At 69.6% G+C, this 14805-nt stretch carries 14 protein-coding genes; 7 read left to right on the plus strand and 7 right to left on the minus strand.

Going from position 1 to position 14805, the window contains the following annotated elements; genetic code table 11:
• Nucleotides 1-29: 29 nt before the first annotated feature.
• The 3 genes from NH2_RS14805 (at nt 30) to NH2_RS29835 (ending at nt 2778) form a co-directional block, all read left to right on the plus strand.
• Nucleotides 30-1208, plus strand: a complete 1179-nt coding sequence (locus NH2_RS14805) for an AI-2E family transporter (RefSeq protein ID WP_067653838.1) — start codon at nt 30-32, stop codon at nt 1206-1208.
• Between the two features lie 386 nt (nt 1209-1594).
• Nucleotides 1595-2287 (plus strand): hypothetical protein, encoded by a 693-nt coding sequence (locus NH2_RS29830; protein WP_067653840.1) that lies wholly within the window; start codon nt 1595-1597, stop codon nt 2285-2287.
• A complete protein-coding gene (locus NH2_RS29835) occupies nt 2269-2778 on the plus strand; it encodes a hypothetical protein (RefSeq protein ID WP_067653842.1) in 510 nt (169 codons plus the stop codon). The genes NH2_RS29830 and NH2_RS29835 overlap by 19 nt, the downstream gene beginning before the upstream one ends.
• Here NH2_RS29835 and metE read toward each other — a convergent pair.
• The 3 genes from metE to aceA form a co-directional block, all read right to left on the minus strand.
• Nucleotides 2759-5089, minus strand: a complete 2331-nt coding sequence (metE, locus tag NH2_RS14820; RefSeq protein ID WP_067653844.1) for a 5-methyltetrahydropteroyltriglutamate--homocysteine S-methyltransferase — start codon at nt 5087-5089, stop codon at nt 2759-2761. The two genes, NH2_RS29835 and metE, sit on opposite strands and share 20 nt — an antisense overlap.
• 192 nt (nt 5090-5281) lie before the next feature.
• On the minus strand, nt 5282-6145 hold the full coding sequence (locus tag NH2_RS14825) for a 3-hydroxybutyryl-CoA dehydrogenase (protein WP_067653846.1): 864 nt from the start codon (nt 6143-6145) through the stop codon (nt 5282-5284).
• Nucleotides 6146-6393: 248 nt separating this feature from the next.
• Nucleotides 6394-7683, minus strand: a complete 1290-nt coding sequence (aceA, locus tag NH2_RS14830) for an isocitrate lyase (protein ID WP_067653848.1) — start codon at nt 7681-7683, stop codon at nt 6394-6396.
• Between the two features lie 465 nt (nt 7684-8148).
• On the opposite strand from aceA, the gene NH2_RS14835 reads away from it, so the two are divergent.
• From NH2_RS14835 to NH2_RS14845, 3 genes are all read left to right on the plus strand, one after another.
• Entirely contained in the window at nt 8149-9303 is a 1155-nt protein-coding gene (locus tag NH2_RS14835) for a lipase family protein (protein WP_067653850.1), read from the plus strand.
• 318 nt (nt 9304-9621) lie between these two features.
• On the plus strand, nt 9622-10638 hold the full coding sequence (locus tag NH2_RS14840) for an XdhC family protein (protein WP_067654165.1): 1017 nt from the start codon (nt 9622-9624) through the stop codon (nt 10636-10638).
• Nucleotides 10639-10787: 149 nt separating this feature from the next.
• Nucleotides 10788-11732: a PfkB family carbohydrate kinase gene (locus tag NH2_RS14845; RefSeq protein WP_245650582.1), complete on the plus strand. Its 945-nt coding sequence runs from the start codon at nt 10788-10790 to the stop codon at nt 11730-11732.
• Nucleotides 11733-11798: 66 nt separating this feature from the next.
• On the opposite strand, the gene NH2_RS28800 is transcribed toward NH2_RS14845, so the two are convergent.
• From NH2_RS28800 to NH2_RS14860, 3 genes are all read right to left on the minus strand, one after another.
• The gene (locus NH2_RS28800; protein ID WP_157103788.1) at nt 11799-11975 is read right to left on the minus strand and encodes a hypothetical protein; all 177 of its coding nucleotides are present in this window, start codon (nt 11973-11975) and stop codon (nt 11799-11801) included.
• Between the two features lie 443 nt (nt 11976-12418).
• A complete protein-coding gene (locus NH2_RS14855) occupies nt 12419-12964 on the minus strand; it encodes a DUF4254 domain-containing protein (protein ID WP_157103789.1) in 546 nt (181 codons plus the stop codon).
• Entirely contained in the window at nt 12961-13230 is a 270-nt protein-coding gene (locus NH2_RS14860; RefSeq protein WP_157103790.1) for a hypothetical protein, read from the minus strand. The genes NH2_RS14855 and NH2_RS14860 overlap by 4 nt, the downstream gene beginning before the upstream one ends.
• Before the next feature lie 163 nt (nt 13231-13393).
• Between NH2_RS14860 and NH2_RS14865 the strand changes: the two genes are divergently transcribed.
• Nucleotides 13394-14458, plus strand: a complete 1065-nt coding sequence (locus NH2_RS14865) for a DUF397 domain-containing protein (protein ID WP_218021706.1) — start codon at nt 13394-13396, stop codon at nt 14456-14458.
• Here the strand turns inward: NH2_RS14865 and NH2_RS14870 are convergent.
• The gene (locus NH2_RS14870) at nt 14424-14714 is read right to left on the minus strand and encodes a hypothetical protein (RefSeq protein WP_157103791.1); all 291 of its coding nucleotides are present in this window, start codon (nt 14712-14714) and stop codon (nt 14424-14426) included. The genes NH2_RS14865 and NH2_RS14870 overlap by 35 nt on opposite strands.
• Nucleotides 14715-14805 lie beyond the last annotated feature (91 nt).

Genomic DNA, 14805 nt, shown 5'->3' on the forward strand with positions numbered 1-14805 from the left:
GGCCGGACGACCGGGGTACCTTCGGCGCTGTGGCCGCTGAGCAGGCGCCGGAGAGCGGCGACACCACCAAGCCCGACCCCGGCGAACCACCCCCGTGGCTGCTGCGCGCCTTCCTGCTCGGCGCCGCCACCATCGCCGGGCTGATCGCCGGATTCTGGGCGCTGCAGAAGCTGCAGGGGCTGCTGACGCTGCTGCTGGTCTCGCTCTTCCTGGCCTTCGCCATCGAACCGGCGGTGAACTGGCTGGCCGCGCGCGGCTTCCGGCGCGGCCCGGCGACCGGGCTGGTGTTCCTGGCCCTGCTCGCCATCGTGATCGGCTTCGGCTGGACGCTGGGCGCGCTGCTGGTCGCGCAGGCCACGACGCTGGTGCAGAACGCGCCGGACTACGCCGACCAGGTGGTGGACTGGGTGAACCGCACCTTTCACCAGAACCTCTCCGGCACCGACATCCAGAAGTACGCCACCGAGTGGAGCTCCACCGCCGAGGGGTACCTGGTCGGGCTGGCCGGCAATGTCTGGGGCATCGGCGCCACCGCCGTCGGCGTGGTCTTCCAGGGCCTCGGAATTCTGCTCTTCACCTTCTATTTCGCCGCCGACGGCCCGCGCTTCCGGCACGCGGTGTGCTCGCTGCTCCCGCCCGCCAAGCAGGCGCACGTGCTGCGCGCGTGGGATATCGCGGTGGAGAAGACCGGCGGCTACATCTACTCCCGCGGCCTGCTCGCGCTGGCCTCGACGCTCGCGCACTACGTCGTCATGCGCGTCCTCGACGTGCCGTCGGCGTTCGCCCTTGCGCTCTGGGTCGGCGTGGTCTCGCAGTTCGTCCCGACCGTCGGCACCTACCTCGCGGGCGCGCTCCCGGTCATCGTCGCGCTGGTGTACGGCCCGACCACCGCGCTCTGGCTGCTCGGCTTCATCGTGCTCTACCAGCAGTTCGAGAACTACGTCCTGCAGCCGCGGGTCACCGCTACCACCCTCGACATGCACCCCGCCGTCGCCTTCGGCGCCGTCCTCGCAGGCGCGGCGCTGCTCGGCCCGACCGGCGCCCTGCTCGCCATCCCGGTCACCGCCACGGTGCAGGGGTTCGCCGGCGCCTACATCCGCCGCTACGAGGTGCGCCCGGAGGCAGCGGTGACCCCCGACCCGCCCGCACCGGCCCGCACACTGAGGACCCGCCTCACCGAACTGCTTCGCCAGGATCGACAGCCCTGATCGAGCACTACCCCCGGAGACGAAGAATGGGCGGCTGGCCCCGCTCGAAAGCAGGGCGAGAACGCCCATTTACCAGGTGTACGGTAGCACGCCATGGGGGTTGTGGAGAAGGGTGGGCAAGAAGGCTTCGTCACCAGGTTGCGTGAAGTGACCTCGACGGACGCGCCATGGCATCGGCGGTTATGGCGCTGTGGCACAATACAACTCGCTCGGGAGCTGCTCGACGAGAGCGTCGCGCCCGGGGTGCCGGTCAGCGCCGTGGAGGATCTGCGCAGCTACGCGACGCATGCGTTGAAGACGGATCCCGGACTCGGCGGTCTGCGAATGCGGTCGGGAAGGCCGCGGCCGCGATCCGGCCGGGTATCACCACCGGCAGCCACGCCTACGTGTCGCTCCAGGAGCACGTCAGACGTTCCGAGGCGGCTTACCTGCACAACTGGGCCAACGAGTTCGATCGAGGCAGGGCGTTCGACATCGATGGCGCGGCCCGGCGGGTAGCCGCGCACATTCTCGACGCCGGATACCACCGGAGCAGCCTGCACACCTGGATTACCGACCTGCAGAAGCAGCCGGAAAGCTCCACGGTCCCCGACTTCCTCCGGGGCGCCGCCGACCGGCTGGCCCGGCCGGAGCGCGGTTACACCTTCTGCGTTCCGGTCGCCAACAAGCCACCGTTCACCATTGATGCCGCAACCGCGCCGGACTGGTTGACGAGCACCGACACCGCGGGCTGGAAGAAGCGGTATGCCCCGGACGCCGTGGCGGTGCGCCACCAGGGAGCCTTCCTCCTCGAGGTCGCGGCGCGCGATGTCAACTCGGCGGCTGACCGGGCTCGGGCCAGGATTGCCAACCTGCAGACCAAGTTCACCGTCGGCAGTAGGGCAACGATCCAGATCGCACCGTGGATGTGGTCGATGGATAAGGCGGCAGCCTTCACCACCCACACCACCAACCGAACCCTGGATGTTCGGTCGTTCGAACGGCTGGGCCAGCTACCCCACCTTCGGGCGACCCCGATATCGCCGCCGCCGAGCGCTTCACGCTCATCGTCGCCGCGAGCATGCCACGCGGCGAACTGACCCGGCTGGCGCACGCCTACATCCGCGAGAACAACGACGCACTCGCGGCCGAACTCCGCGAATGCCCGGACAATCTGAGCCGTGCCCGTCGGTTCCAGCAGCGGTTGTGCGCCGGAGAGTTTGCCATGGCGAAAGCGACCGACGACCTCGCGATCACCCGGCTCCGGCCGTTCCTGACGGACCCCGCCGCCGAGATCCGCAAGACGACAGCCATTCTCACCAGGGAGTTCGCGCGCTTCTATCGCAAGCGCAACGCGATCGTGCACGGCGGGCGAACGCACGCCGACCACCTGCATCCGCTCGCGGAGACCATGTCTCCGCTGATCGGCGCGGGCATCGACCGCATCGTGCACGTGGGCCTGCGATACGGCGTGCGCCCGATCGCCCTGGCAGCGATGGCGGCGGCCAACCTGGACTACCTGCGTCCGGCCACCGCCGCCGACCCGGGCAACCTGCTCGACCTGCTAGAGGTCAGAAACCACCCGTCGTGACCGGTTCCGCCCGCTCGGCGAGCACCCGCCGCCGCACCCGCCGCGCCGCCGCGACCATGTTCCGCAGCGAGGGATCGAGCTGCCAGTAGTGCCTGGTCTTCAGCCCGCCGTCCGGGTTGGCCCACAGCCGCTCGGCGCCGACGGCCTTCGCCGCGGCGGTGAGCAGCTCGTCGAGTTCATCGATATCGGGGATGCGGGCGGAGCGGCTCTCGTAGACGCCGGGGCCGACGCCGTGGCTGAGGCCGTTGCCGGTGGCGTAGTCCTCGGCGAGGGCGTCGATCACCCACTCGATGGAGCGGGTGGCGATGATGGCGGTGACGTCGGCGTCGAGCTCCTCGATGGCCTGCACCACCTCGGCGCGGCCGGAGTAGCCGATGTGCGTGTGGATCTGGGTCTCCGGGCGGATCCCGGAGGTGGCCAGCCGGAAGGCGGCGACGGCCCAGCGCAGGTACTCGGGGCGGCCCTCGGGGCGGGCGGGGAGCAGCTCGCGGATGGCGGGCTCGTCCACCTGGATAATCTTGATGCCCGCGCGCTCCAGGTCGGTGAGTTCGTCGCGGATGGCTAGCGCCACCTGGTCGGCGGTCTCGTAGAGCGGCTGGTCCTGGCGCACGAAGGAGCGGGCGAGCATGGTCACCGGGCCGGTCACCATGCCCTTGACCGGGCGGTCGGTGAGCGACTGCGCGTAGCTGGTCCACTCCACCGACATCGGCCCCGGCCGGGAGACGTCGCCGTAGACGATCGGCGGCCGCACGCAGCGCGAGCCGTACACCTGGACCCAGCCGAAGCGGGTGGTCGCGAAGCCGTCGAGCAGCTCGGCGAAGTACTGGATCATGTCGTTGCGCTCGTGCTCACCGTGCACGAGCACATCGAGCCCGATGTCCTCCTGCAACCGGATGGTCGCCTCGATCTCGGCCTCCACCTGCTTGCGGTACTCCGCGTAGGAGATCTTGCCCGCGCCGAGGTCGTGCCTGGCCTGGCGCAGCCGCGCGGTCTGCGGGAAGGAGCCGAGCGTGGTGGCGGGCACCGGCGGCAGGTTCAGCGCCTCCTGCTGGGCCTCGCGGCGCGCCGCGTAGGGCTCGCGGACGCGCATGTCGGGCGTGATGGCGTAGACCCGCTGGCGCACGGCGTGCTTCTGCTTGAAGTGCACCTCGGTGGGGCGCTTGCGCCACCTGTCCGACGGCCCCTCGGTGAGCGCCTTGGCCAGCGAGACGACCTCGCCCACCTTCTGCTTCGCGAAGGCGAGCCGGTCGGCCACATTGCCCTCGATGTCGTACTCGGCGAGCACGTCGTAGGGCACGTGCAGCAGCGTGGTTCCGGTGGAGACCACCAGGTCGGGGCAGACTTTCGCCAGCTCCTGCAGATAGGTCAGGGTGACGTAGCGGTCGGCACGCCAGACGTTGAGCCCGCTGATCACGCCCGCGTACAGCCGCTTGCGCCGGATGCCGGGGATCGCGGCCAGCTCCTCGGGGGTGATCCGGTAGGTGGCCAGGTCCAGCCCGATGGCCTCGACGCCGGACTGCGCCAGGATGCGCAGCGCCTCGCCGAAATTGCCGTACTGGCCGGTCACCAGGATGCGCGGGCGCAGCGGCGCCTTGGACAGCCGCTGGTAGGCCAGCTCGAAGGCGGCCAGCTCCTCGGCGCTCCGCTCGCCGGTGAAGCACGGCTCGTCCAGCTGCACGCAGGTGGAGCCGCGCTTGGCCAGCAGCTCGAAGAGCTGCTCGTAGAACGGGAGCAGCCGGTCGAGCAGGCTCAGGGTGTCGAACTCCGGCTCGCCGGGCACGTGCCCGGCCTTGGAGAGCAGCAGCAGCGAGACCGGGCCGAGCACCACCGGGCGCAGCTCGATGCCGCGCGCCATGGCGCGGTCCCACTCGTCGAGCAGGTACTCGGGGTGCAGCGAGAACTCGGTATCGGCGTCCAGCTCGGGCTGGCGGTAGTGGTAGTTGGTGCCGAAGTACCTGACCAGCTCCAGCGGGGGCAGGTCGGGGCGGCCGCGCGCCATGAGGAAGTAGAAGTCGAGCGGGTGCAGGTCCTTCCGCTCTTCCTCGAACCGGCGCGGGACGGCGCCGAACAGCAGTGCGTTGTCCAGCACGTGGTCGTAGAAGGAGAAGGTGTTGCCCGGCACCTGGGTCAGGCCGGTCGCGGCCAGCTCGGCGAACTGCCGCTCCTGGATGTCGCGGCCGGTCGCGATCAGCTCGTCGCGGGTGAGGGTGCCGCGCCAGTACGACTCCAGCGCCCGCTTGAGTTCCCGGTGCGCACCGATCCGGGGGTAGCCCAGAACACTCGACCCGAAGCCATCCGTGACGTTGACCATGCGAAACTCCTGTGCTTATCTGCCGCGCCTCCGGCGCGGCGGGTTCACGGCCCCTGGGAGGCTCGCGTCCGAACGGTCGAGACTCGCGCCTGCGGCGCATGCACTTCGACCGCTCGGACGCGAGCCGGGCCGTGAACCGACGGGGCAGGGTTTACAGCCGTGGTCCGTTTCACCGTCGAAGCGGCGAAAACATCAATACTGGTAGAAGCCTGCGCCGGTTTTCTTACCGAGCAAGCCGGCCTCGACCATACGCATGAGGAGCGGGGGCGCGCTGTAGAGCGGCTCCTTGAACTCGGCGTACATCGAGTCGGCAATGGACTTCACGGTGTCGAGCCCGACCAGATCGGTCAGCGCGAGCGGCCCCATCGGGTGCGCGCACCCGAGCACCATGGCCTTGTCCACGTCCTCCTTGGTGGCGAAGCCGGACTCCACCATGCGGATCGCGGAGAGCAGGTACGGCACCAGCAGCGCGTTGACCACGAAGCCGGAGCGGTCGGAGGAGCGCACCACCTGCTTGCCGAGCACCTCGGCGGCGAACGTCTCGGCGCGCGCGGTCACCGGCGAGCTGGTCTTGAGCGTGGTCACCAGCTCGACCAGCGGCAGCACCGGGACCGGGTTGAAGAAGTGCATGCCGACGACGCGCTCGGGGTTCGCGGTGGCGACGGCGATCTTCATGATCGGGATGGACGAGGTGTTGGAGGCGAGCACCGCGTCCGGGTCGGTGACGACCTTGTCCAGGTCGGCGAAGATGGCGGTCTTGACCTGCTCGTCCTCCAGGACCGCCTCGACCACCAGCTGGCGGTCGGCGAAATCGCCGAGGTCGGAGGTGAAGCGCAGCCGCCACGCGGTCTGCTCGCGCTCCCGCTCGGTGATCTTGCCGCTGCTCACGCCGCGATCCAGCGAGCGCAGAATGCGCGCGCGACCGGCGGCGGCCAGTTCCCTGGTCTGCTCGTACACCAGCACATCGACGTGCGCACGGGCGCACACCTCGGCGATGCCTGCGCCCATCTGACCGGCGCCGATAACACCCACGCGTTGAATCTTGTCGCTGCTCACGTCCCGCTCCTGTGTGTGATGGCCACGCCTCCGGCGCGGCGGGTTCGCGGCCCGGGAAGGTTCGCGTCCGAGCGGTCGAGACTCGCGCCTGCGGCGCATGCGCTTCGACCACTCGGACGCGAACCGGCCGCGAACCGGTGCTCGTCGGGCTCGCACCCCGTAGGGGCTGGTGGGTGCGAGCCCTCGCCATTTCGTTTATGCCGGAGGCGTGACCATTATCGGTACGCCACAGGCGTGACCGTTGGGGCTCAGTGGAACTGGCCCTCTTCGGTGGAGCCCTTCAGCGCCGCCGTGGAGGTGTTCGGATCGACGGTGGTGGCGATGCTGTCGAAGTAGCCCGCACCGACCTCGCGCTGGTGCTTGATGGCGGTGAAGCCACGCTCCTCGGCGGCCTTGAACTCGCGCTCCTGCAGGTCGACGAAGGCGGTCATGCCCTCGCGGGCGTAGCCGTGCGCCAGGTCGAACATGCCGTAGTTGAGCGAGTGGAAGCCGGCCAGCGTGATGAACTGGAACTTGAAGCCCATCGCGCCGAGCTCCTTCTGGAACTTCGCGATGGTGGCGTCGTCCAGGTGCGCCTTCCAGTTGAAGGAGGGCGAGCAGTTGTAGGCGAGCAGCTGGTCCGGGAACTCGGCCCGCACCGACTCGGCGAACTTCTTGGCGACCTCGAGATCCGGCACGCCGGTCTCCATCCAGATCAGGTCGGAGTAGGGCGCGTACGCCTTGGCCCGCGCGATGCAGGGCTCGATGCCGTTCTTCACGCCGTAGAAGCCCTCGGCGGTGCGGGTGCCGTCCAGGAACTCGCGGTCACGCTCGTCCACGTCGGAGGTCAGCAGGGTCGCGGCCTCGGCGTCGGTGCGGGCGATGACCACGGTCGGCACGCCTGCCACATCGGCCGCCAGGCGGGCGGAGGTCAGGGTGCGGATGTGCTGCTGGGTGGGGATCAGCACCTTGCCGCCGAGGTGGCCGCACTTCTTCTCGGAGGCCAGCTGGTCCTCCCAGTGCGAGCCGGCGACGCCGGCCGCGATCATGGCCTTCTGCAGCTCGTAGACGTTCAGCGCGCCGCCGAAGCCGGCCTCGCCGTCGGCCACGATCGGGGCCAGCCAGTTGGCAACCGAGGTGTCGCCCTCGACCTTGGCGATCTCGTCGGCGCGCAGCAGCGCGTTGTTGATCCGGCGCACCACCTGCGGCACCGAGTTGGCCGGGTAGAGGCTCTGGTCCGGGTAGGTGTGGCCGGAGAGGTTCGCGTCGCCTGCGACCTGCCAGCCGGAGAGGTAGATCGCCTTGAGGCCGGCGCGCACCTGCTGCACGGCCTGGTTGCCGGTGAGGGCGCCGAGCGAGTTGATGTAGTCCTCGTTGTTCACGAGATCCCAGAGGATCTCGGAGCCGCGGCGCGCGAGGGTGTGCTCCTCGACGACGGTGCCCTGCAGCTTCACCACCTGGTCCGCGGTGTAGTTACGGGTGATGCCCTTCCAGCGCGGGTTGGTGTCCCAGTCCTGCTGGATTTCCGCAGCGGTCTTCGGGGTGCCGGTGGTCGACATCTCTACTCCACTTTCTCGTCTGTGGGAACTCGCCGGTACGGGCTAACCGTCCGATCTGCTGGCGAGTCGCTTTACAGGCTTGCTAGGCCCTGGGGGTGTACTTCCACACTTTGGCACATCCCAAAACAGTCGTCTACCTGTAGTTATTGTGAATTCGAGCTAGCTTTGCGATGACTTCTGTTAACTCTGCGAAATTAGCCGCTTGATTGCAAACGGCGAAGCTACCCGACGGTAGCCCTGACGTGCGGTTTCAGCGTAACGCCCGTACTGTTTGGCTCCGCGTGCGGTTGCGGCGTTCCGCGGGGTTCCGTCGCCGCGCTGTGAGCACCTTCACAGCGCGGTGCGGACCGGGCGCGGCGGGGAAACCGGCTCGGGATGGCTGGCCGCGCGGGGCCGTGCGGCAGACTCGGCGGGTATCCGCGGCGGATCTCCTCGCCGCGGCGAGATCCACCGGACAGGAGCACGATGCGCAACCCCTGGACCGCGCCGGTGCGCGCCCTCGCCGCGGGCGCGTGCGCGCTCGCCTGCGCCGCCACCGTCGCCACCGGCCCCGCCGCCGCGCAGCCCGGCGCGCCGGGCACGCCGCTCGCGGTCGAGCCGCTGCCCGCGGCGGCGGCGATGCCGGGGGCGGCGCGCACGGCCCGGCTGCTCTACCGGAGCACCACCGTCGGTGAGCAGCCCGCGACGGCGAGCGCGGCGGTCTACTTCCCGGCCGGGACCGCGCCGGAGGGCGGCTGGCCGGTGATCGCCTGGGCGCACGGCACCGTCGGCCTCGGCGACGACTGCGCGTACAGCGTCGGCGGCCCGGCGGCGGTCGAGCGCGACCGCTCCTATCTCGGCACCTGGCTGGCGCAGGGGTACGCGGTGGTGGCGGCCGACTACGCCGGGCTCGGGGTGCCGGGCGAGCACCCGTACCTGAACGGCCGGGTCGCCGCGCACAACGTGGTGGACGCGGTGCGCGCCGCGCACGACCGCTACCCGGAGCTGTCGAACCGCTGGGCCGTCGTCGGCCAGTCACAGGGCGGCGGGGCCGCGGTCTTCACCGCGCGGTACGCCACCGAGTTCGGCGGGCCCGCGCTCGACTACCGCGGCGCCGTCGCCACCGGGTTGCCCGCCTACCTGGAGGAGGTGTTCCTCGCGCTCGGCCCGAACGTGCCGCCGGTCGCGCTCGGCACCCACCTCACCGCCTATGTGCTCTACGTCCTCGACGGGCTGCGCCAGACCCACCCCGAGCTCGACGTGCCGGGGCTGCTCACCGAGCAGGGCAGGAACTGGCTCGCCCGCGCGAGTACCGCCTGCATCGAGCCGCTCGCCGCCGAGCTGCGCGGCGTCGCCATCGGCGACCTCTTCGCGAAGCCGCTCGCGAGCCTGCCGGATGCGCACGGTGTGCTGGCCCGGCAATTCGGGCTGCCGGAGTCCGGCTACGACCGCCCGGTCTTCGTCGGCCAGGGGCTCTACGACACCGATGTGGTGACCCCGCAGGCGCTGCGCTGGGCCGCCGTCACCGCCGCGAAGGGCGAGCCGATCCGGCTGCACACCTACTTCCAGGACCACAGCGGAACTGTGAACGCGTCGCTCCCGGATTCCACGCCCTTCGTCCGCGAGCTCTTCGGCCGCTGACCGACCCATAGCTGCCCGCTACCGCTGAGCAATCGCTGTCCCCGGCCGCGACCCGTCCGGGGACAGCCGCAGGATCACCGCCCGTAACCCGCGCGCAATCCCGGCCGAATAGCGTCGCGAAGATGTACTACTCCGAAGGCCGGACTGTGCCGGAACACAATGCCGGGCGAGTGGCGGGCGTGCAGGTGAAAGGAGATTCCGGAGCCGGCCCCTATTTGTCCCGTGGGGACGATATGGTGTGCGTCACGTGCGACTACTTGGGGACGGGTGTCGATCACGATTTCCCGCCCGCGGCCGCACGCTGATCGGAGCAAGCTGATGCGCGACATCATCGACGACCTGCTGCGGATCTGGCATTCGGGCCGGACCGGCGGCTTGGCCACCATCGTGCGCGCTGTCGGCTCCACCTCGTTGCCGGTGGGGGCCGCCACGCTGATCGATCCGGAGGGGGGTGTATTCGGATCGATCGCCTCCGGCCGGCTGGAGGAGGCGGTTTTCGAGGGGGCGCTGCGCTCGACGAGGACCGGGCATCGGGCACTGCACCGGTTCGACGCTTTCTCCGGGATGGAGACCGCGTCGGATGGCGACGACACCGTCGATATCTTCATCGAGCCGTTCTCCCGATGGACCTTCCCGGAATTCCCCACGGTGGCCGCGGAGATCGCCGCGCACCGCCGGGTCACCATTTTCACGGTGGTCTGGAATCCGGATCCGGATGTCATCGGGCAACATCTGATCACCGATAAGAAGCACGCCACCGAGCTGGTCGCGCTGCCGGAGTCGGATGTCTTCGTCTCGTCGTTCTCGCCGCCGCCGCGGCTCATCATCTTCGGCGCCAATGCCTACGCCGCCGCGCTCACCGCGCAGGCCGCCCTGATCGGCTGCCGGGTGACGATCTGCGATTCCCGGCCGGAGTTCGCGGTGCCGGAGTCGTTCCCCGGCGCCGAGGTGGTCTGCGACTGGCCGCACCGCTACCTGAACACGCTGGCCGCGCAGGGCGAGATCGAGAGCGACACCGGCATCGTGGTGCTCGCGCACGAGCCCAAGTTCGAGATTCCGCTGCTCACCGTCGCGCTCCGGCTGCCGGAGCTTGGCTATCTGGCGGCGCTCGGCTCCTCGACCGCGCACGCCCGCAGGCTGGACGATCTGCGCGCGGGCGGGTTCGACGAGCGCACGCTGGCCAAGCTGCACATTCCGGCCGGGCTCACGATGGGCGCGCGGAATCCGGCCGAGACCGCGGTCTTCATCACCGCCGAGCTGCTCGCGGCGCGCGGCGGGCAGGCGGAGCGGCGCGCGTCGTGGTCGGAGCGGACCGCCGTCGGGTTGAGCGGGTAGCACTCGGCGCGGATGGTTCGCCGCCCCGGGTTGGCTGCGCCAGGGTGGGGGTGCGCGGCATGCGGCCCGTGCTGACCCGGACCGCCAATGCCGCGGCCGGAGCGGGCTGATTCGCCGGTCGGCTTGCGCCGGATGCTCAGGCGAGGAGAGTGGATGACGTGATCCTCACCGTGACAATGAATCCCGCATACGACACGACCTATCGGGTGGATCGGCTGGAGCGCGGCGGGGCCCACCGGGTCAGTTCGGTGGAGCAGCGCATCGGGGGCAAGGGGGTCACGGTGACGCGGGTGCTGAACCAGCTCGGCCGGTACGCCAAGGCCACCGGCTTCGCCGACCACGCCTTCGCCGCCGCCGCCGAGCTGGAGCTGCCGAACGACTTCGTCCTCGCGCTGCCCTGGGTCCGCCGCACCCTGATGATCGGCGAATCCGCCGACGGCACCGCCACCGAATTCGCCGAGCCCGGCGCGCGGGTCTCCAACCCGCACGCCGCCGACCAGCTCTCGATCCGGATCCGCGGTCTGCTCCCCGGTATCACCGGGCTGGTGATCGCCGGGACCCTGCCGATCGGTATCGAGGACACCCTGCCCGCCGAGCTCGCCGCCGCCGCGATCGACGCAGGCATCCCCACCGTCTGCGATCTCAGCGGCGAACCGCTCCGCCTCGCCGCCCGCGTCCCCGGCGTCGTGCTCTGCGGACACGCCAACGACCTGCTCTCCGCGTCCGGCGGCGATCTCGACTCCCTGCTCCCCGCCACCGAGAAGCTGATGGCAGGCGGGGCCGCGGCGGTAATCGCCGTCCGCGGCCCCGCCGATCTGGTTGCCCGCACCCCCGACGGATGCTGGTGGGCTCGGCTGCCCGATCCACCCGCGGGCAACCCGACCGGTTCCGGCGATGCCGCCACCGCCGCCGTCATCGCCGCGCTCTCGCACACTCCCCCGCCCCCGTGGCCCGCTCTCCTCACCGACGCCGTCGCTACCTCCGCTGCCGCGGTTGTTGTTCCGGCTGCCGGGGAGATCGATCGGGCGGTGCGGGAGCGGGTGCTTTCCCACGTTGTCGTCAGCGAGGCGGAGCCGCTGCCGCTACATCGATAATTACGCGCTGCGTGGAATTTTCGATGCGCACAGCCGGTCTCCATGACGGGAAGCGGCTATTCGGGTTCAGGGCTCGGTGGGGTAGATCCGGTGGTTGCGGTCCCACCACACAATGGTGAAGACGGCGCCGCTCAGATAGCCCCAGAGGCGGGGCAGGTTCCCGTGCCGGAGACGAAAGACCTCGTCGACGACGATCTCCAGGTCGCTCAACCTCCGCTGGGCATCCGTGCAGATGCTGGTCACCGACTGGCTGTGACGGAGTGGCCGCGACCCACCCTTCGAGTGCGTACTGAGCGCCTTCACCTCACGCCAGTCGAGTTTCGACATTCGCGCGAGGAGGTCGAGGATATCCTTTGCCTCTTCGGGATTCAGGTTCCAGTCCCGGTCACCGCTGTAGTCGTGGTCGATCTCGTGGGCCGACCAGCCCCGTCGGGCAGGTCCCCGCGAGTCTCGACCCATGGCCGCTCCGCGTGCGTCTTGTCGCTGTGTGCTGGCCGGTGAGCTTGCCGTACGAGGCGAGAACAGCGTCTACCGTCTCTTGCTGCTCACGCTTCAAACGATCGGCACTCCCCCACTGCCAATGTAGGCTGCGACGTCGTGGACATCGGTCATCGCTGCACCTTCCGACGCGCCGACGTGCTCAGTGTAGGTGCCGTTCGGTGGGAGACCGCCCGCCGAGAGCGTCACTACGCGCATAGAACCGCTAGTCGAAAAGGCAACGGATTCTCGTGACGCCGAGGCGAGCGGCGCGGGCGCCTTTCGAGCGCCGTCGCGGAGGGAGTGGGGAGACTCCGATCCGCACGGGAGCGGGAGAAGGGGGGAAGGCGGCGAGCGCCGGCCGTGAGGTCGATGGCGAGATCCTCGTAGCCGAGGGCAAGGTCGGCAAGTTGCTCCCATACCTCGTGCACGTGCCACTTGGGCGCGAAGGCAAGGATGGCGTGGGCGTAGGCGGACTGCCGGGCAAGGCGATCGAGGACCGAGCCGAGGGTCTCGGTGTGCATGTGCGCGCCGCCGCGCGCGACGGGAAGCCGGGTGGCGACCCAGTGGTCGATGGCGTACACGAGCCGCGCCCGACCGATGGCGATGTCATCGACCGCCGGGTCATCACGGAAGTCGCGCTCGTGCAGACCGGCGAGCAGGTGGACGCAGCGAAGAAGGGGATGGTCCGCGCGCGGTTCGGCTCGACAGGCGTGCAGCAGAAGCTCTTTGGTCGGAAGGGCGGGATGGTTCATCTCGCGGCCCCCTGCAGGCACGCTTCGCGCACGGGTTCGCTGAGACGTCCTTTCTCCCAGGGCGATTCATTGACCGCGAGGGTGACCGCCTCCAGCGTCGTGAGCCCGAACAGGCAGGTGAGGCCGTGCAGATTGGCGAGCTCCTCGACGGTGCGCATAGCGGCCGCCGCCTGCTCGGTGGTGAGCGTGCGCCCGCGCAGATAGGAGACGACCCACCCGTCCTCCGCCACGCGCCGGGCTTGATGCCTGCTTCGTTCGGTCACCATCCAGCGACCATCGATGACATGTATGGACATATCCCCTATCCCCTTGATTTCCCCCGGTCCCGACGGTGACGAGACCGTGTGACAGCGCCCAGGCTACTGTCGTAAACTATACAAGTCAACTTACGATAAGTAGTCCCTCGGCAGGCGGCAGTAGGATCCCGCCATGCCCTTGTCACCCGCGGTCGCGCGTTGGGAGCTGGCACGGCGCTTGCGGCAGCGGCGCCTCGAGCTCGGTATCGGCGCCGCGGCACTCACCAGGCAGCTCGACGTCTCGGCCGCCTACTGGTCGCACATCGAGAACGAGCGGAATCTGGTGCCCGAGGACAAACTCGAACAGCTTCTCGTCATCCTGGAGATCGACGAGAGCGAACAGCACGAACTACTGGCCCTGCGCGACGCCGCCAGGCAACGCGGCTGGTGGGCCGCCCACCCCGGGCTCTTCGACGAGGAGCTCACCCGCTACTACGGCATGGAGTGGGGCGCGCACACCATCCGCAGCTACGAGAGCGTGATGATGCCTGGGCTGCTCCAGGGCGAGGAGTTCGTTCGCGCGCTGATGAATTCGCGCGGCGCCACCGTCGCGCCGGTCGAGGCGGAGGAGCGGGTGCGAGCGCGGCTCACCCGGCAGCGCAGGCTCACCGACGCCGAGGACCCGCTGCACCTCACCGTCGTGCTCGGTGAGGCGGTGCTGCATCAGCAGCTCGGCGGGCCGGAGGTGCTCGGCAGGCAGTTGCGGCACCTGGTCGCGATGGCGGAGGCGTATCCGGCGACGATCGATATCCGTGTGATCCCCTTCGCCGACGCGGGTTTCGTGCCCGCCGGCTCCACCTTCCACCTGCTCGATTTCGATCGGCCCAGGTTGCCGACGCTCGCCTGGTACGAGTCGGCGGTCTTCGGGGAGACCGTGGTGGATGATCCGGCGCGCAATCAGAACCGGGTTCGCGACCTCACCTACCTCTTCGAGCGCATGCATCGCGAGCGAGGCGCTCGGGCGGGCCGAATCGCTTGCCCTGATCCGGGATCGGGCCGCGGCGCTGGAGGCTGGGCGATGAGCGGGTGGTTCGTTTCGTCGTACTCGAGTGATCGGCAGACCTGTGTCGAGGTTCGGTTTCGCGCGGGGCGGGTCGATGTGCGGGACAGCAAGTCGGCGGAGAGCCCGATTCTGAGCTGGTCGGCGGGCGAGTGGCGGGCATTCACCGCAGCCATTCGGGCGGGTGCGCTTCGCTGAGGTCCGGCAAGCGCACGGTCCGGCGGCCGAAGGCCGTGATCAGGTCGGTGTAGGTGTCGGCCAGCTCGGCCAGTCGGTACCAGGCGGCGTGAACACGGGGTGCCGCGAGATCGTCGGCGGTCATGAGCAGGCGGTAGGCACGAACCTGCGAGTACGCGATGCGGTCGACGACGGTGCCGAAGGATTCGGCAACTGGACGGGCATTCGAGCGCGGCGGAGGCAGGTGTTGGGCCGCCCATGTGTCGACCGAACCCACGAGACACTCCCGGCGACAGGGGAACTCGAGCTCCTGATAGAGCGCACCGAGTTCGGTTGCGTATCGCACCACCGGGTGTTCGCCCACGTGG

The sequence above is a fragment of the Nocardia harenae NBRC 108248 genome (assembly GCF_001612885.1).
Lineage (GTDB): Bacteria > Actinomycetota > Actinomycetes > Mycobacteriales > Mycobacteriaceae > Nocardia > Nocardia harenae.